The organism is Streptomyces sp. NBC_00285 (assembly GCF_036174265.1).
Classification (GTDB): domain Bacteria; phylum Actinomycetota; class Actinomycetes; order Streptomycetales; family Streptomycetaceae; genus Streptomyces.
On record NZ_CP108055.1, the window covers coordinates 1,083,840 to 1,100,751 of the forward strand.

At 72.2% G+C, this 16,912-nt stretch carries 19 protein-coding genes; 10 read left to right on the forward strand and 9 right to left on the reverse strand.

Annotation, left to right across the window (positions count from 1 at the left end; genetic code table 11):
• Window positions 1–173: 173 nt before the first annotated feature.
• Both OHT57_RS05180 and OHT57_RS05185 read left to right on the forward strand, forming a co-directional pair.
• Entirely contained in the window at window positions 174–497 is a 324-nt protein-coding gene (locus OHT57_RS05180; RefSeq protein WP_328744817.1) for a hypothetical protein, read from the forward strand.
• A 211-nt stretch (window positions 498–708) separates the two neighbouring features.
• Window positions 709–1,245 carry an ATP-binding protein gene (locus tag OHT57_RS05185; protein ID WP_328744819.1) on the forward strand — a complete coding sequence of 179 codons (537 nt, stop codon included), beginning with the start codon at window positions 709–711 and terminating at the stop codon, window positions 1,243–1,245.
• A 20-nt stretch (window positions 1,246–1,265) separates the two neighbouring features.
• Here the strand turns inward: OHT57_RS05185 and OHT57_RS05190 are convergent, their stop codons facing one another.
• The 3 genes from OHT57_RS05190 to OHT57_RS05200 are packed head-to-tail and all read right to left on the reverse strand — an operon-like array spanning window position 1,266 to window position 4,923.
• Window positions 1,266–3,827: an ABC transporter permease gene (locus OHT57_RS05190; RefSeq protein WP_328744821.1), complete on the reverse strand. Its 2,562-nt coding sequence runs from the start codon at window positions 3,825–3,827 to the stop codon at window positions 1,266–1,268.
• Window positions 3,824–4,633 carry an ABC transporter ATP-binding protein gene (locus tag OHT57_RS05195; RefSeq protein WP_328744823.1) on the reverse strand — a complete coding sequence of 270 codons (810 nt, stop codon included), beginning with the start codon at window positions 4,631–4,633 and terminating at the stop codon, window positions 3,824–3,826. Before OHT57_RS05195 ends, OHT57_RS05190 begins: the two co-directional genes overlap by 4 nt.
• On the reverse strand, window positions 4,630–4,923 hold the full coding sequence (locus OHT57_RS05200; RefSeq protein WP_328744825.1) for an SHOCT domain-containing protein: 294 nt from the start codon (window positions 4,921–4,923) through the stop codon (window positions 4,630–4,632). The genes OHT57_RS05195 and OHT57_RS05200 overlap by 4 nt, the downstream gene beginning before the upstream one ends.
• A gap of 173 nt (window positions 4,924–5,096) precedes the next feature.
• On the opposite strand from OHT57_RS05200, the gene OHT57_RS05205 reads away from it, so the two are divergent.
• Genes OHT57_RS05205 through OHT57_RS05220 form a run of 4 tightly spaced genes read left to right on the forward strand, consistent with a single transcriptional unit; the run spans window position 5,097 to window position 7,600 of the window.
• Window positions 5,097–5,675 (forward strand): TetR/AcrR family transcriptional regulator, encoded by a 579-nt coding sequence (locus OHT57_RS05205; protein ID WP_328744827.1) that lies wholly within the window; start codon window positions 5,097–5,099, stop codon window positions 5,673–5,675.
• A 13-nt stretch (window positions 5,676–5,688) separates the two neighbouring features.
• On the forward strand, window positions 5,689–6,084 hold the full coding sequence (locus OHT57_RS05210; protein WP_328744829.1) for a (R)-mandelonitrile lyase: 396 nt from the start codon (window positions 5,689–5,691) through the stop codon (window positions 6,082–6,084).
• 11 nt (window positions 6,085–6,095) lie between these two features.
• Window positions 6,096–6,680 (forward strand): DUF4865 family protein, encoded by a 585-nt coding sequence (locus OHT57_RS05215; protein ID WP_328744831.1) that lies wholly within the window; start codon window positions 6,096–6,098, stop codon window positions 6,678–6,680.
• On the forward strand, window positions 6,677–7,600 hold the full coding sequence (locus tag OHT57_RS05220) for a phosphotriesterase family protein (RefSeq protein ID WP_328744833.1): 924 nt from the start codon (window positions 6,677–6,679) through the stop codon (window positions 7,598–7,600). Before OHT57_RS05215 ends, OHT57_RS05220 begins: the two co-directional genes overlap by 4 nt.
• A gap of 39 nt (window positions 7,601–7,639) precedes the next feature.
• Here the strand turns inward: OHT57_RS05220 and OHT57_RS05225 are convergent, their stop codons facing one another.
• Window positions 7,640–8,167 (reverse strand): SMI1/KNR4 family protein, encoded by a 528-nt coding sequence (locus tag OHT57_RS05225; protein ID WP_328744835.1) that lies wholly within the window; start codon window positions 8,165–8,167, stop codon window positions 7,640–7,642.
• A 35-nt stretch (window positions 8,168–8,202) separates the two neighbouring features.
• On the reverse strand, window positions 8,203–9,672 hold the full coding sequence (locus OHT57_RS05230) for a ketol-acid reductoisomerase (RefSeq protein WP_328744837.1): 1,470 nt from the start codon (window positions 9,670–9,672) through the stop codon (window positions 8,203–8,205).
• A gap of 85 nt (window positions 9,673–9,757) precedes the next feature.
• Here OHT57_RS05230 and ilvY point away from each other — a divergent pair, with 85 nt between their 5' ends.
• The 3 genes from ilvY (at window position 9,758) to OHT57_RS05245 (ending at window position 12,539) form a co-directional block, all read left to right on the forward strand.
• The gene (ilvY, locus tag OHT57_RS05235; RefSeq protein WP_328744838.1) at window positions 9,758–10,660 is read left to right on the forward strand and encodes an HTH-type transcriptional activator IlvY; all 903 of its coding nucleotides are present in this window, start codon (window positions 9,758–9,760) and stop codon (window positions 10,658–10,660) included.
• A gap of 41 nt (window positions 10,661–10,701) precedes the next feature.
• On the forward strand, window positions 10,702–11,451 hold the full coding sequence (locus OHT57_RS05240) for a maleylpyruvate isomerase family mycothiol-dependent enzyme (RefSeq protein ID WP_328744839.1): 750 nt from the start codon (window positions 10,702–10,704) through the stop codon (window positions 11,449–11,451).
• A 116-nt stretch (window positions 11,452–11,567) separates the two neighbouring features.
• The gene (locus OHT57_RS05245) at window positions 11,568–12,539 is read left to right on the forward strand and encodes an NAD-dependent epimerase/dehydratase family protein (protein WP_328744841.1); all 972 of its coding nucleotides are present in this window, start codon (window positions 11,568–11,570) and stop codon (window positions 12,537–12,539) included.
• 10 nt (window positions 12,540–12,549) lie between these two features.
• Here the strand turns inward: OHT57_RS05245 and OHT57_RS05250 are convergent, their stop codons facing one another.
• The 4 genes from OHT57_RS05250 to OHT57_RS05265 are packed head-to-tail and all read right to left on the reverse strand — an operon-like array spanning window position 12,550 to window position 15,710.
• On the reverse strand, window positions 12,550–12,999 hold the full coding sequence (locus tag OHT57_RS05250; protein ID WP_328744843.1) for an RpiB/LacA/LacB family sugar-phosphate isomerase: 450 nt from the start codon (window positions 12,997–12,999) through the stop codon (window positions 12,550–12,552).
• A gap of 1 nt (window position 13,000) precedes the next feature.
• Entirely contained in the window at window positions 13,001–13,723 is a 723-nt protein-coding gene (locus OHT57_RS05255) for an NUDIX hydrolase (protein ID WP_328744845.1), read from the reverse strand.
• Complete coding sequence (locus OHT57_RS05260) at window positions 13,716–14,960, reverse strand: ROK family protein (protein ID WP_328744847.1); 1,245 nt, start codon at window positions 14,958–14,960, stop codon at window positions 13,716–13,718. The genes OHT57_RS05255 and OHT57_RS05260 overlap by 8 nt, the downstream gene beginning before the upstream one ends.
• A gap of 36 nt (window positions 14,961–14,996) precedes the next feature.
• On the reverse strand, window positions 14,997–15,710 hold the full coding sequence (locus OHT57_RS05265; RefSeq protein WP_328744849.1) for an alpha-ketoglutarate-dependent dioxygenase AlkB family protein: 714 nt from the start codon (window positions 15,708–15,710) through the stop codon (window positions 14,997–14,999).
• 68 nt (window positions 15,711–15,778) lie between these two features.
• Here OHT57_RS05265 and OHT57_RS05270 point away from each other — a divergent pair, with 68 nt between their 5' ends.
• Complete coding sequence (locus OHT57_RS05270; RefSeq protein ID WP_328744851.1) at window positions 15,779–16,912, forward strand: methyltransferase; 1,134 nt, start codon at window positions 15,779–15,781, stop codon at window positions 16,910–16,912.

Sequence of the window (16,912 nt, forward strand, 5' to 3'; positions counted from 1 at the left end):
TTTCGGCCAGGTGTCAGGCGCACTGGTGCTCGACGCCCGTGGCGGGCAGACTTCACCAGTCAAGTCGGGACGGATGTCTCGAACGGGGGCGCACACTGGATCACGACAGTCGACCCTCGGCCCACGCGGGAACACGGGCCGGCACACCGACGCGCGCAAGGGGGCGGGACGGCATGGCGGAGCCGGAGTTCACGGCTATGGGCGTACGGATCGGCAAGAGGTTGCGCTCGCTCACCCGGGCCGGTCAGGTGCGGATCAACGACGGCAGACTGGAACTGCTCACCAGTTACGGCAGCGAGATCGACAGCGCGCCGGTGCAGGCAGTACGCGCCTCCAAGCCCTGGTTCGCGGCGGACGACCGGGCCCTCGCGGATCTCAACGGAAACCGGTATCTGCTGACCCTGGGCGATCACGACCCCGCCCCGGGCGAGCCCGGCCCACCGGCGGCACGCCGGTTCATCGAAGCGGTACGCAGGGCCTCGGGGCGTCGGGACTGAGTCGTCGCACCCGGCGCGGACAGGCTTTGCCGACCGCGAGTTGCGCTACCGCACCTCCTGCGTCACGCTGATCTCACATCACTCTGGGTTTACCGGCGATTACGCTGCGAACCAGCCCGCCGGGCACGAGAGCAGGCGGCCGTCTCCACTCAGTCACCCGCTCGATCCGAACTCCGTGTTCTTCCGGACCTCACGTCGGGGAGTCGCAGCTGTGATCAGTCACCCGAACAGGCACTGCACGGTAGAGCTCCAAGCTCTGCCTTCGCGGATCGGCCAGGTCCGCAGAATCCTTTCCGCGCATTTGCGCTACTGGCATATGGATCCCCTCATAGACCGGGCCGAGCTCGGTGTGACGGAGCTGTTGACCAACGTCCACCGGCACGCCCGGCCCGACAAGACGTGCACCGTGGAGATCGAGCTGCTGCTCGACCGGCTCATGGTCTCGGTGCACGACCACGACCCGCGTCTGCCGGTCGTGGCCGACATCGAGGACACCGAGCCGCTCGCCACGTGCGGTCGCGGGCTCGCGATGGTCGCCGCGGTCAGCGAGAGCTGGGGCGTGCGGCCGGACGGCGAGTCGGGCAAGGTCGTGTGGTTCACGCTGCCGACGCCTGCCGCCGCGCGGCCCGCCGCCGCACGCCCGCTTCGGCGGACGTCCGTGGAGAAGCCCGCGCTCAGGTTCGCGGAGGTTTCCGTGGACAGCCACCGGCCCGAACACGCTCCCGCCCGGTCCGCCGTTGCCGGCTGACCGGGCGGTGACACCCCTCCTCACTCGGTCGCGATCGCCCGCAGCACGTCCAGGCGAGCGGCGCGCCGGGCAGGGCGCAGGCCCGCGAGGGCTCCCGCCGCGAGGCCCACCAGGGCGACCACCGCGAGTCGCAGCGGTGGCAGCGCGAAGGCGAAGGTGCTGTCGCTCGCACCGTCCGAGGCCTCGACCAGGACCCAGCCGAGGAAGGCGCCGAGGGCGAGCCCGCCGACGGTGCCGAAGGCGGCGACCAGAACGGACTCCCAGCGGACCATGGCCCGCAATTGGGACCGGGTCTGGCCCACGGCCCTCAGCAGACCCAGTTCGCGGGTCCGTTCGTGGATCGCGAGGGTCAGTGTGTTGGCGATGCCCAGCAGGGCGATGAGGACCGCGAGGGCGAGCAGCGCGTAGACGAGCGTCAGCATCATGTCGATCCCGCCGGCCGAGGACTGTGCGTACTCGTCGCGGGTCTGCACCTCGGGATTGCCGTACCGTGCCGCCACCTTCTCCACCGCCGCCTTGCCCGCGGTGGCGCTCACGCCTTCCTTGAAGGAGACGGCGACCAGGGTGTCGGAGTCCTGCGTGCGGTGCGGAGCCCAGGCTGCCCGGGTGATGACGTAGTCCCCCGCCAGCTCGGACTGTCCGTAGAGCGCGCGGACCGTGAAGGTCCGTGACGTGCCGTCGGTGAAGGTCAGCCGGGCCGTGTCACCGGTGGCGAGGTGCTGCTTGTCCGCCTCCTTCCCGGTGATGGCGATGCCGTCGGTGCCCAGGTCGTTCAGGGAGCCGCGGACCGTGCCGAGGTCGAAGGTGCGCGCAAGGGCGGGCGGGTCGGTGACGGTCAACGCCCTTCCCTGGCCGTTGACTTCGGCGACCCCACGACCGAGTCCCACCGCCGTGTCCACCTCCGGCAGTTGCTGCACCGCCCCGGCGAGCCGGGGGCTCAGGCCGCTGCCGCCCGCGCCGAACGACGGTGTGCTGACGGCGAGATCCCCCGCGAAGGACCGGGACACCGTCTGGTCCATGGTCGCCTTCAGGGACGCCCCGAACACCGTGAACAGCGACACCACGGCCACCCCGATCATCAGCGCGCTCGCGGTGGCGGCGGTCCGTTTGGGGCTGCGCAGGGCGTTGCGGCGGGCGAGCCCGCCGGTGACTCCGCGGAGTCGGTCGAGGGGGCCGCCGAGAACGCGTACGGCTGTCGTGGACGCGACCGGGCCGAGCACCACGAAGGCGGCCAGGGCCAGCACGGCTCCGGTGCCCGCCAGCAGAATGGACGGGGACACAAGGACGCCGGTGAGGGTGACGGCCAGGGCGAGCGCGGCCAGACCCGCCCCGGTGACCGCGCGGACGCGGGAGGCGCCCGACTGGTCGACGGCCGTTTCGCGCAGGGCGGCCAGCGGGGCGGTGCGCCCGGCGCGTACCGCGGGCAGCAGCGCGGAGCCGAGGCAGACCACGATGCCGACCGCGAGCGGCAGCGCCAGCGACAGGGCGCTGACCACCAAGTCGCCTTCGGGGAAAGGGAATCCGATGGCTGGGAACAGGGCCTGGAGCCCGGCGGCGATACCGATGCCGCCCGCCAGGCCCGCGGCCGACGCAGTCACGGCCACGACGCTCGCCTCGGTCAGGGCCGACGCGGTGACCTGACGACGGGAGGCGCCGAGAGCTCGCAACAGGGCGTTCTCGCGGGTGCGTTGGGCGACGACGATCGCGAAGGTGTTGTGGATGGAGAAGGTGGCGACCAGGAGGGCGACGCCCGAGAACACCAGGAGGAACATCGTGAAGATCGACAGGAACCGGCTGGAGACCATGTCGGTGTTCTCCTGGGTCGACTCCTGACCGGTGATGGCCTCGACTCCCTTGGGCAGCACGGGTGTCAGCCGGCCGACGAGTTCCCGCTGGCCGACGCCGGGAGTCGCGCGCACCTGGATGCTCGACGCCTGGTCGTGCCCGGCCGTGAGGTATTTCTCGGCATCGGCCAGGGTCATGCCGGTGAAGGTCACCTGGGCCATGCCGTCGCCGCCGCCGAAGGTCGCCAGGCCCACGATCGTCACGTCGACGGGGTCGGGCGTACGCAGGACGGTTGTGTCGCCGATCTTCAGATCGCCCCGCTTCGCGGTGCCCCGGTTGATGACGACCTCGCCGGGCCTCTCGGGGGCGCGTCCCTCGGCCAGTCGGTACGGGTTGAGCTCGGGGTCGTCGATCCAGTTGCCGGCGAGGGTCGGCGGGCCCTGGCCCCCGATGGGCTTGCCGTCGGCGCCGGTCAACTGGCCGGCGCCCTGGATGTCGGGCACGGCGGCCGCGACACCCGGGACCTGTTCTACGGTCCTCACGAGACCGGCAGCGACCGGTTGGCGCACCCCCTGGCTCTCTCCCGGCGTGGTGATGGCTCCGGCGCTGCGGACCACCGCATCCGTGCCGCCGGTCGCTTTGCCGAACATGGTGTCGAAGCCGGCGCGCAGTGTGTCGCCCATGACGAGGGTCCCGGCGAGGAAGGACACGCCGAGGAAGACCGCGAGGAAGGTCCCGGCGAAGCGCCGCTTGTGGGCACGCAGGGAGGAGACGCTGAGGCGTACGGAGGCGTTCATGAGGACCCCTCCGTCCCTGTCCGTGCGCGGGACCCGGCCCGTGCGGGCGTGTCGAGGGCCTTCATCCGGTCCAGGACCCTGTCGGCCGTCGGGGATTCCATCCGGTCCACCAGACGTCCGTCGGCGAGGAAGACGACCTCGTCGGCGTGGGCGGCGGCGACCGGGTCGTGGGTGACCATGACGACCGTGCGGGCCGTGTGGCGCACGGTCCTGCCGAGCAGACCGAGAACCTCGCCGCCGGAGCGGGAGTCGAGGTTTCCGGTGGGTTCGTCGGCGAAGACGACATCCGGCCGGCCGGCGAACGCGCGGGCCACGGCGACGCGTTGCTGCTGTCCGCCGGAGAGTTCGGCCGGCCGGTGGTGGAGCCGGTCGCGCAGGCCGACGACGTCGACGAGCGCGTCGATCCACTCCGGATCGCCCTCGCCGCCCGCGAGATCGAGCGGCAGCCTGATGTTCTCCTCCACGGTCAGCGTCGGCACCAGGTTGAACGCCTGGAAGACGAAGCCGACGCGGTCCCGGCGCAGCAGGGTCAGCCGGCGGTCGTCGAGGGAGCTCAGCTCGGTGTCGCCGATGTAGGCATCGCCCGTGGTCAGTGTGTCGAGGCCGGCCGCACAGTGCATGAGGGTGGATTTGCCGGAGCCCGAGGGCCCCATGATCGCGGTGAAGCGGCCGGCCGGAAAGTCGACGCTCACCCCGTCCAGGGCCCGCACGCCGGTGTCGCCACTGCCGTACAGCTTCACGGCGTCGACCACCCTGGCGGCCGGCAGCGACCGCATCGTGGCTGTCCTGGCTGTCGTGGCGGTCATGCCGCACCGCCCTTGCCCGTCGTCCGGCCGAACTGCTCGTCCAGCACGGAGAGCCGGCGCCAGTACTCGTCCTCGTCGATCTCGCCGGAGGCGAAGCGTCGGCCGAGCACGGCGATCGGCGCGTCGCCGGACGGAGCGGAGTCGGCGACGGCGCGCCACGGTCCGCGGTGGCCGCGCCGACCGGCGCGGCGCAGGACGGTGACGACGCCGAGCACGACGGCCGCCCAGATCAGCGGGAAGAAGAGGATCCACGGTCCGGGGCCGCCGTCCCAGTTGGCGAGGGTCTGCATGTCGGTTCATCTCCCTGGCATTACTGAACGCGGAGTTCGGTGATGCTTCGAGACTGGCTTCCGGGAGGGGTCCGGGTCGTCGTACGGGCAGCGGCAGTACGGATACCTCCCGGGGAGTACACGGGCCGGTCTCGTCTGCTCCGCAAAGACCCTCGACTTCTGTAACTACTAGTATGTACAGTACGTGTATGAGCACCTCGGACCGACTGATCGAGTCCACCCGTGAGCTGCTGTGGGAACGCGGCTATGTGGGCACCAGCCCCAAGGCCATCCTGGAGCGCGCCGGCGCCGGACAGGGCAGCATGTACCACCACTTCAAGGGCAAGCCGGACCTCGCGCTGGCCGCGATCCGGCGGACCGCCGAGGAGCTGCGGGCCACCGCGGAGGCAGCGCTCGGCGGGCCCGGCACGCCGTACGAACGCATCGAGGCGTATCTGCGGCGCGAGCGGGACGTGCTGCGTGGCTGTCCGATCGGCCGGCTCACGATGGACCCGGACATCATCGCCAGCGACGAACTGCGCGCGCCCGTCGACGAGACGATCGACTGGATCCGCGAACGCATCGCCGCCATCGTCGAAGAGGGCAAGGAACAGGGCCAGTTCGCGTCCCGGCTGGACGGCGAGGAGATCGCGGCGACGATCCTCGCGACCGTGCAGGGCGGTTACGTCCTCGCCCGCGCGTCCGGCTCACCCGCGGCGTTCGACACGGGCGTGCGGGGACTGCTCGCACTGCTCACACCCCCACCGTCGTAAGGGAGTTCACCTCGTGCAGATCACCCGACAGCGCCCCGGGACCCGGCAGGGAGCGGCCGAGAACTTCACCGGAACGGTCTGGCTCGACGAGCTGGCCGCACCTCCCTCGCCGTCCCGGCTACGGATGTTCAGCGTCCACTTCGCACCCGGCGCGCACACCGCGTGGCACCGCCATCCGCACGGCCAGGCGCTGTATGTCACGGAGGGCGAGGGTCTGGTGCAGCGCAGGGGCGGTGCCGTCGAGCCGATCCGCGCGGGCGACACGGTGTGGATCCAGCCGGGCGAGTGGCACTGGCACGGGGCCGGGCCACGGACCTTCATGACTCACGTCGCGGTCGTCGAGGCCGCGCAGGACGGCACGACCGCCGACTGGGACGCCCACGTCGCCCCCGAGGACTACCCCGCCTGAGGAGGCACCGGATGCACGCCATGCAGTACGAGCTCACGCTGCCCGCCGACTACGACATGACCGTCGTCCGCGCGCGGGTGGCCCGGGTCGGACATCTTCTCGACGACTGGCCCGGGCTCGGCCTCAAGACGTACCTGATGCGGGAGCGTGGGGTGAACGGCTCGCCCGTCAACCAGTACGCACCCTTCTACCTCTGGAACACCATGGAAGGCATGAACACCTTCCTCTGGGGCGGCGCCTTCCAGGGGCTGAGCAACGACTTCGGGCGGCCGTCGGTGCGGCAATGGACGGGTCTGTCGTACGAGGAGGGCGGCGCCGTCGGGACCCCTGCCCGGTCGGCCGTACGGCGGCGTCAACCGGTGCCCGAGGGCGTGGAGTTGGCCGAAGTGATGGCGGACGCGGTGGGTGGGACGGAGCGGCTCGCCCGGGAGGACGGCGCGGTGTTCGCGGCCTCCGCCGTGGACACGGCCCGCTGGGAGCTGGTCCACTTCTCGCTGTGGGCTCACGAGGCGCCCAAGACCGACGGTGACGTGTTCGAGGTGCTGCACGTGTCGGCGCCGGGGCGGGAGCGGCTGCCGCGGGGGCAACAGTGGTGAGCGCGATCCGCACGGTCACCGGGGACATTCCTGCCGAGCGGTTCGGTGTGTGCGACGCGCACGACCATCTGTTCTTCGGCAGTCCCCGGCTACCCGGACAGGAGTTGCGGAGCGTCCCCGCGGCGCGGGCCGAACTGGTCGCGTTCGCCGCGCTGGGCGGGAAGAGCGTCGTGCAGTGGACGCCGTACGGGCTGGGCCGGCGGGCGGCCGAACTGCCCCCGCTGTCCCGGGAGACCGGAGTGCACGTGGTCGCCGCGACCGGCCTGCACCAAGCCGTCCACTACGACGACCGCACGCTCTGTGAACTGCGCGGGAAGCTGGCCGACGTGTTCGTCGCCGAACTGACCGAAGGCATCGGGACCTCGGGGGTCCGCGCGGGGCTCATCAAGGTCGCGGGAGGTTTCCACTCCCTCGACGCGCATGCCCGCTGGACCATGACCGCGGCGGCCGAGGCCCACCGTGCGACCGGGGCGCCGATCGCCGTGCACCTGGAGCTGGGGACCGGCGCACTGGACGTACTCGATCTGCTCTGCGGTGAGTTGGGGGTACCGCCGCACCGGGTGATCCTCGGGCACCTCAACCGCTCCCCCGACCTCACGGTGCACCGACAGGCCGCGGAGTCCGGCAGCTACCTGGCCTTCGACGGCCCCTCGCGCGCCAACCACGCGACGGACTGGCGCATGCCTGACGCCGTACGGGCCCTGGCCGACGCGGGACACGGCAGCCAACTGCTCCTCGGTGGCGACACGACGACCGCGGCCGCCCGGTCGGTCGACGGGGGCCCGGGCATGCCGTATCTGCTGCGTCGGGTACGGCCGCGGCTCACGGCCGAGCTGGGGCCGGAGCTGGTGGGACGCATCCTCACCGACAACCCCGGCCGGGCCCTGGCCGTGGAGTGGCCGGATCCGGTCGGGCGCTGACCCTCGCGCGCGGGGCCGCGCCGGGCCCCCTGCCACCGCTCACCGGCAGAGGGCGTCGATGTCCTCGGAGAAGGTCGGGAACTCCGACCGGGCGGCGCTGACGATGTCCCGTGCGGTGCGGCGCGGGGTGGTCGCGTGGCGCTCGGCGAGTTCGCTCAGCACCGTGTTCGGGCGGGCGTCGTACTGGTCGTACTCCACGACCTCCATCGGTCCCAGGCCGTCGGCCAGCACCCACAGGAAGTCGGACAGACCGGCCGCCACCACCCCGCGCTCGCCCTCGGAGCCGAGGAACACCACGGGCTGCTCGGCGAGGGGCCGCCCCGGCCGTACACACCACAGAGCGGCGAGACCTCCGGTGCCGTCCTGGCCGAAGACCCGGTAGGCGTCGCCGTCCAGTTCGTGGTTGCCGGTCCAGTGGCGGAACCAGTCGGTGGTCTCCTCGGCGGAGTCGAAGGCGTCGTACGGCTCGAAGTCGACGCCCTCGCCGTCGTCGTAGTCGAACTCCACGCGGGCCACGTCGGCCAGGGCGGGCGGGAAGGCGCGGTCGCCCTCAGTCGTCTCGAACATGACGCGCAGGCTAACCGCCGCCACTGACAACGGCCCTAGGCAACCGAGATGTCCACCGAGGGCCGGAGTTTCGCCGCCGCGGCCAGCGCCTCGTGCGCGGGGTGGCTCACGAAAGCCGCCACCAGGCCCTCGTGCGCCGGACGTTCGGCGGCCGGGTAGGCGATCTGCTCGTAGGCGGCCTGGAAACGCGGGCCCCAGCGGCGGGCGCCGAGGCGGGCCGTGCGGGAGCAGTTGTCGACCATGTAGGCCACATCGCGCGCGTGCATGTAGGGCAGCAGGGAGTCGACTGCCTCGATGACCGACTCGTTGACGATCTCCGACCAGGGGTGGCCGCGTTCGGCGAATTCGTCGATCTGGGCGAGCATGGTGGCGACGAACACCCCGGCCGTGAACGGGTCGACGGGCAGCTCGCGTTCGCCTCGCCGCGCCCGCACCCGGTCACCTGCGCCCCACATCGGTGAGCCGCCGATCTCGCTCATCGGCCGTACCCCGAGCCGCCGTTCGGCCTGGACCACACTGCGCAGCTCGGTGCCGTCGGCGACCTCGTCGTAGATCTCCGCGACGATCTCGCGGGCCGGCCCGTACGTCGCCGTGTACGCGCGGTCGAATGCGTCTCGACCGACCGGGTCGAGGGCGTCGCGGACGGCCCGCAGCCCGGAACGCGAGATCGTCCGGGCGATCGGCCCGGTGACGTTCTCGCAGGACCTCTCGTACGCCGTCACCTCGTCGTCGCCGGCCAGCCGGTACCGCGTGTACAGGCTCTCGACGATGCCGTGGACGGCACCGAGCAGGATGGCGCGCTCACCGACGATGTCCGAGAGGTACTCGCTGCGGAGCGTGGTGCGGAAGGTGTACGGCGATCCGAGCGCCACCGACCAGCCGAGCGCGAGGTCGACCGCCCGGCCGTCGGGGTCGGCGTGCACGGCGAAACTGTTGTTGATGCCGGCGCCGTTGATGTCGGCGCCCTGCTGGTAGAGGCGGCGCACGGAGTCGCCCATGCCCTTGGGGCACACGGCGATCACGGCGTGCCCTGCCGGGAACTCGCCGCCGCTCTCGTGGAGATGACCGAGCAGGAAGCCGTGCGAGAGTCCGACGGCGGCGCCGGGCTTCAACACGGCGAAGATCTCCTGGTGGTGGGTGGCGAGCGCCGCGTCGGCGATCAGCAGCACGACCAGGTCGCTCTCGGCGGCGACCGCGAGCCAGTCGCCCAGCGTGCCGTCCTCCTCGGTGAAGCCGTGGGCACGCGCGTCGCCGGCCGAGCGGGAGCCGGGGCGCAGGCCCACGGCCACCCGGATGTCCGTGCCGGCGAGTGAGTCGCGGAGGTTGAGCGCCTGGGCGCGGCCCTGCGGGCCCCAGCCGAGCACCCCGACGCGGCGGACCCCGGCGAAGGCCCTCGGCAGCAGGGGAAACAGGTGCCGGCCGCCGCGCAGGACGGTCTCGGTACCGCCGGGGACGTCCATGGTTTCCAGGGGGAAGACGCCGGAGGTGTACGTGGTGGAGGTCATGGTGGAGTTGTAGGCTCCAGACCGACGTTGCAGCAAGCGCAACTTCCGCAGCGGGCTGTTGCATGAATGGAAAGACCGAGGTCACATGGACGATCACCGGGAGCTGCGCCTCTTCCTGCACCTCGCGCGGACCCTGAACTTCGGCCGGACGAGCCTCGACTGCCATGTCAGTCCGGCCACCCTGACCAGAACCGTGCAGCGCCTGGAGGCGGAGCTGGGGCACCGGCTGTTCGACCGCGGCCCGCGCGGGGTGTCCTTGACGGCCCAGGGTCATCGCTTCCGTGAATACGCCGTCCAGGCGCTGGAGTTGTGGCGCACCTATCGGGAGGAGCATCCCGACCCGGCCGAACTCACCGGCCACTTGACGGTGTTCGCGACGGTGACCGCCTGCCAGGCCCTGCTTCCCGACCTGTTGACACCGTTCCGCGCGGCCCACCCCCAGGTACGGCTGGATCTGCGCACCGGCGACGCGGCGGCAGCGCTGGCCCGGCTGGACGAGGGCGAGGTGGACGTGGCCGTGGCGGGGATCCCGGCGAGGCTGCCGGAGGGGCTGGTGGGCCGGACGGTCGCGGTGACCGACCTGGTCCTCGTCACCGCGCGGGACCGTCCGGACCCTGACCTGAACGGGCCGTTCGTCCTCCCCCACCGCGGACTTGTCCGCGACGCCGCCGACCGCTGGTTCCGCGCCCGCGGCATCGTCCCCGACGTGGCCTGTGAGCCCGACGGTCACGAAGGGCTGCTGGCACTGGTCGCGCTCGGCTGTGGGACGGGCGTGGTCCCGCGCCTCGTGCTGGAGCACAGCGCGGTGCGCGACCGTCTGTCGGAGGTCCCCGCCGGTCCGGGGCCGGAGCCGTTTTCGATCGGACTGTGCGTACGGCGCTCGGATCTGCGCCGTCCGCCGGTGGCGGCGTTGTGGAGTCTGACAGCGCCGCCGGGGGGCGCCGCGCACGGCCACACGGGCGGGTCGATCACGGCCACCGGAACCTGAGTGCGGGCAGCGATGTCAGTGCAGGGTGATACGAAGGGAAGATGACCCGGACACCTGCCTTCGAGGATCTGCTGGTACTGATCGCGGACCGCTCCGCTGCCCTGCGCAGCAGTGTCGCCGCAGCTCCCGATGAGGACGTGCGCGTCCCGGGCTGCCCCGACTGGTCGCTCCGTGAGCTCGTCGAGCACCTGACCGGGGTGCACCGGTTCTGGGCGGCTGCGGTCGCGGCCGGGCCCAGTGAGGGGCCGCCGACCGTGACGGCGGCCGGCGATGCCGATCCGGCCGATCTGCTGGGCCGTTCGGCCGCGGCCACCGAGGAGTTGGTCGCCGCCCTGCGGACCGCGGGTCCCGTGAGGGGCTGCTGGACCTGGTGGGCAGGCTCGGACGTGCCGATGACGAGTGGTGCGGTGGCACGGCATCAGGTCCAGGAGGCCGCCGTCCACGCCTTCGACGCCCAGCAGGCCACCGGAACTCCCGGGCCCGTCCCGGCGGTTGTGGCGCTGGACGGCATCGCCGCGTTCATCGACGTCAGCCATGGAACCGCCGGCCCGTGGCCGCACAAGCCGGTCCGGATCGGCCTGCACGCCACCGAGGGCGTGTCGTGGCTGGTCGACCTCACGGCATCCGGTTCACGCCTCGTCGACGGCGGACACGAGACGGCTGCCGACCTCCACGGTCCGGCGAGTGATCTGCTGCTCGTCCTGCACCGCCGTCTTCCCCTGGAGAGTCTGCGCAGTGAGGGTGACCGCTCCGCCCTGGAGAACCTCCTGAGCCGGCCCGACCTCGGCTGACGTTCCGGCACCGCGCCGCAGGTCGACGAGGTCGGAGGCGGCTGGGGCAGGATGTGCACGAGCAACCGGCTTTCGAGCTCGGCGCACCAGTCCTGCCCGACACTGAGGGGATACGCATGCGAGTCGTCGTCATCGGCGGAAGCGGGCACATCGGCACCTTCCTGGTCCCCCGGCTGGTGCGAGCGGGCCACGAAGTGACCAACATCAGCCGTGGCACCCGCACCGCCTACACCGATGCCCCCGAGTGGCGGCAGGTGCGCCAGGTCACCGCCGACCGGGACCGGGAGGACACCGAGGGCACCTTCGGCGACAGGGTGGCCGCGCTGCACCCGGACGTCGTGGTCGACCTGGTCTGCTTCACCCTGGAGGCGGCCACCGCGCTGGTCGGACGGCTGCGTGGCGAGGTCGGACATCTGCTGCACTGCGGCACGGTGTGGCGCTATGGCCCCAGCCACAAGCTGCCGATCTCCGAGAGCACGGGCACCCCTCCCGTCGGGGAGTACGGCATCCAGAAGGACCGGATCGCGCGGATGCTGAAGGAGGAGTCCGCTTCCGGGGGCCTGGTGACCACATCCCTGCACCCCGGGCACATCGTCGGTCCGGGCTGGCAGCCGATCGGCCCGCTCGGCAACCTCGACCCCTCGGTCTGGTACACGCTCTCGGCGGGGAAGCCACTGCGGATCCCGGGCAGCGGCGTCGAGCTGATGCACCATGTGCACGCTGACGACGTCGCCCAGGCCTTCGAGCGGGCGATGGAGCACCGGGACGCGGCGGCCGGTGAGGACTTCAACGTCGTCGCCCCCACCGCGCTCAACGTCCGCGGGTTCGCTCATGTGGCAGCCGGCTGGTTCGGCCGGACCGCTTCACTGGAACCGGTGACCTGGGAGCAGTTCCGGGGGACCACGGCCCCGGAGCACGCCGAGGCGAGCTGGGAGCACCTCTCCCGCAGCCAGTGCCTGAGCATCGAGAAGGCCAGGGCCCTCATCGGCTACGCGCCGCGCTACGAACCGGAGACCGCCGTACTGGAGTCGGTGCGATGGCTGATCGACCACGAGGAGCTGAAGGTGGCGGGCGCGCTCAGCGCCTGACCGGGACGCCCTAGGCCTGGCCGGCGTCCAGGCGTCCCACCCGGGCCACGTTCTCCCGGTCCTCGGCGTCCTCGCTCGCCTCCGCGGTGAACCAGGCGTCGAGGATCTCCTTGAGCAGGGGCTCGGAGGTGAGACGGAGGCTGAGGGCCAGCACGTTGGCGTCGTTCCAGCGGCGGGCACCGTCGGCCGTGCAGGCGTCCGTGCACAGGGCCGCTCGTACGCCGGGGACCTTGTTCGCTGCGATGGAGGCGCCGGTGCCGGTCCAGCAGCACACGATGGCCTGGTCGGCCGTCCCCGCGGCCACCTCGCGGGCCGCGGCCTCGGAGCAGACGGCCCACCGCGGGTCGTCGCCGGGGCTCAGGGCGCCGTAAGCAACCACATCGTGGCCCCGCGCGCGCAGCTCGTCGACGAGAGCGCGCGCCACCGCTTCGTCCATGTCCGAGGAGACGGAGATCCGCATGTCACGAGCCTACTCGGCGGTTCAGCCAGGCGAGTACGGGTTCGAGGTAGAGCACGTGCGGTCCGACGAGGTCCGGCAGTTGGGCCGCGGAGCCCACGAGGGCCATACGGTCGAACTCCGGGGCTCGTCCCTGTGCCGTCTCGGCGGCCGCGAGTGCTGCGAACCGTTCGTGGAGACGGGACGCGGGCAGGGGCGGCGCCAGGTAGTGGACTCCGATCTGTCCGTCCTCGCCGTGGGTGACCAGGCACCGGGTGAGCGCGGCGGCCGGGGTGGCGATGCCCGTCTCCTCGGCCAGTTCGAGGGCCGCGTGCCTGCGCAGTGCGGGCTCGTCGAGCGGCTCGTCCCCGGTGGGCGGCTCCACCGATCCGCCGGGGAACTGCCAGCGGCCGGGCGCCGAGGTGGACGAGGACATGCGGCCGACGAACACGCGGCCGTCGTCCGTCGGCTGCACCACGCTCACGAAGAGGGACCGCAGGGCGGTGGCGTCCGGGACGCGGCGCAGAGCGAAGTAGCGGTAAGTGGTGCGGGACCAGGAGACGACCAGACCCTCACCGGCGTCACGCGAAAGCCCCGCGCAGAGCGCGACCGGGCCGTCGAAGAGGGCCGGGTTGGCCAGGACGGCCTCGTCCCAGGCACGGTTCATGGCCGCTCGCTGTTCGGCCGGAACCGTCGGCGGGGCGACCTCGACCAGGCGGAGTCCCTCGGCGGTCAGCAGTTCAGTCACGGGTCAGCGACCCCAGTGGGTCGTCGAGCACCGGCTGCCACGCCAACTCGGCCGCCCCGACCAGGCTGTTGTGGTCGAGGGTGCAGGCCAGGATGGGGACGCCGCCGCTCTGTCCCCACAGGCTGCGGTCGGCGACGACCGCGCGCAGGCGCTCCGGGTCGGCGTCCAGGAGGGTGCGGTGGAGGCCGCCGAGGATGATGCGGTCCGGGTTGAGGATGTTCACCAGGCCGGCGAGACCGAGGCCCAGCCGGTCGATCAGCGCCTCGGTGGCCGTACGGACGGCGGGGTCGTCGTAGTGGTTGCGGACGAGGTCGTTGGCCTGCTGGAGCAGGGACAGCTCGGGGCCCGGGGCAAGTCCCGTGGCCGTGAGGAACGCGAGCGGGTCGGCCTCGACGTCCAGGCAGCCGCGGCTGCCGCAGTAGCAGGGGCGGCCCTCGGGGTTCACGGTGAGGTGACCGACTTCCAGCGCCAGGCCCGAACTGCCGGTGTGCAGACGCCCGTCGAGCACCAGCGCGCCGCCCACACCCCGGTGTCCGGTCGCCACGCACAGCAGGTCCCGGGCGCCGCGTCCCGCGCCGTGCCGGTGCTCGGCGAGCGCGGCGAGGTTGACGTCGTTGCCCGCGAAGGCCGGTCCGGTGATGCCGGCGGCGCGCACGCACTCGGCAAAGATGCGGCGGACGGGGGCGCCCGCGGGCCAGGCGAGGTGGAGGGGGTTGAGGGCGAGTCCCTCGGGTTCGGCGACCGCGGACGGTACGGCGAGTCCGGCGCCCACGCAGCGCCTGCCGGTCGTGCGCAGCAGGTCGGCGCCCGCCTCCACGACGGAGCCGAGGACCTTGGCCGGGTCTGCGTCGACGGTCTCGCAGCCGGGTGCGGTGGCGACGATACGGCCGCCCAGGCCGACCAGAGCTGCCCGGAAACCGTCGGCGTGCACCTGCGCGGCAAGGACGACGGGGCCCTCCTCGGCGACCTCGAGGCGGTGCGAGGGCCTGCCCTGTGAACCGGCGGCCGCGGTGGGCCGGGCGTCGACGCGGATCAGGCCGAGCGCCTCCAGCTCGGCGGCGACCGCACCGGCCGTGGCCCGCGTCACGCCGAGTTCGGCGGTGAGCACGGCCCGGGTGGGCGCGCGTCCGGTGTGCACGAGCTCCAGAGCGGGCCCGAGCGCGCCGCGCCCCCGGTCCAATCGTGCCCTCGAGGTGGTCCCTTCCCCCGCCGGCCGGGGGTCCGCCTTGCCGCTCATGAGGGCGAGTCTCCCATGATCCGTTCGCGATACGGGCTACAGGCCGCTGACGCGCAGCGTGATGTTCAGCCGCCCCGTCAGCCCCAACTCGGGCGGCGCGGTGCCCGGATGCACGCGGGGCACCCCGTGGTAGGCGAGCCTCGACGGGCCGCCGAACACGAACAGGTCACCGCTGCGCAGCTCGACGTCCGTGTACGGCCTGGTCCGGGTCTCGGTGTTGCCGAAGCGGAAGACGCAGGTGTCGCCGAGGCTCAGGGACACCACGGGCGCGTCCGACTTCTCGTCGCTGTCGCGATGCATGCCCATGCGGGCGTCGGCGTCGTAGAAGTTGACCAGTGCGATGTCGTATGGCGCCTGCTGCGGGCCGAGTGTGTCCTGTACCGCTTCCCGGCCCAGTTCGCCCAGCCAGTGCGGGAAGGGCTTCACGGGTGTGCCGTCGCCGTCGGTGACCGTGGGGGTGTAGGCGTACGGGTAGCCGTGGGGTCCGGGGCAGTCGGGATTGTCCCGGACCGCTCGCCCGCAGGTCAGGCACCGTCGTACGGGCCCCCAGTGCCGGCCCAGGCACACCTGCCGGGCCGACATCGTGCCACCGCCCGGGGTGCGGACCGTGCGCAGTCCAGCCGGTGGGCGCGCCCAATCCCGGCAGGCCGCCAGCAGCTCGCGCTGCCGGTCCGGGTCCAGCCAGTCCGGGACGTGCACCGCGCCCGGCGCGATCTCCGTCCGGGGCCTGGGGAACAGCTCGGCATCCATGGGGTCCATCCTGCCCGAGCGGGCCTGAGCTGCGTCTCCGATAGCCTGGACGCACGATGGACGACCGTATGACGACCCCCTGGGGCGAACTCGCGCTCACCCGCTACCCCGACGACCCGCGTGACCAGCTGCGCGCCTGGGACGCCTCCGACGAGTATCTGCTCAGGCATCTGGAGGCCGAGGACGTGCCGCTGACCGGCGCGGTCGTGGTGGTCGGGGACCGCTGGGGAGCGCTGGTCTCCGCGCTGGCGGCGCATCGGCCGGCCCAGATCAACGACTCCTTCCTCAGCCAGGAGGCGACCCGGGCGAACCTCGCGCGCGCGGGCGCCGAACCGGACACCGTCCAGCTGCTCTCCACGCAGGACCCGCCGCCCGGCCGCATCGACGTCCTGTTGGTGCGGGTTCCGAAGAGCCTGGCCCTGCTGGAGGACCAGTTGTCGCGGCTGGCGCCCTCGGTGCACGAGGGCACGGTCGTCGTCGGGACCGGCATGGTGAAGGACATCCACACCTCGACGCTCCGACTGTTCGAGCGGATCCTCGGGCCGACCCGCACCTCGCTCGCCGAGAAGAAGGCCCGGCTCATCTTCTGCGAGCCGCAGCCCTCGCCGGAACGGCCCGCCAACCCCTGGCCGTACGGCTACACGCTCCCGGACGGCATCGGTGCCGCCTCCGGGCGGCCCGTCGTCAACCACGCGGGTATCTTCTGCGCCGACCGGCTCGACATCGGCACCCGCTTCTTCCTCCAGCACCTCCCGGACAGCGGCGGTGCCCACCGGATCGTGGACCTGGGCTGCGGCAACGGCGTCGTGGGCACGGCGGCGGCCCTGGCCGACCCCGGGGCCGAGGTGCTGTTCGTGGACGAGTCCTACCAGGCCGTGGCCTCGGCGGAGGCGACGTACAAGGCGAACGGCATGCCCGGACACGCGGAGTTCCGTGTCGGGGACGGTCTGACGGGCGTCCCGGAGGGCAGCGTCGACATCGTCCTCAACAACCCGCCGTTCCACTCCCACCAGACGACGACCGACGCGACGGCCTGGCGGATGTTCACCGGAGCGCGCCGGGCGCTGCGGCCCGGTGGCGAGCTGTGGGTCGTCGGGAACCGGCACCTCGGCTACCACCTCAAGCTGCGGAAGCTCTTCGGCAACAGTCAACTGGTCGCCGGAGGACCGAAGTTCGTGGTGCTGAAGGCCGTGAAGCGGTAG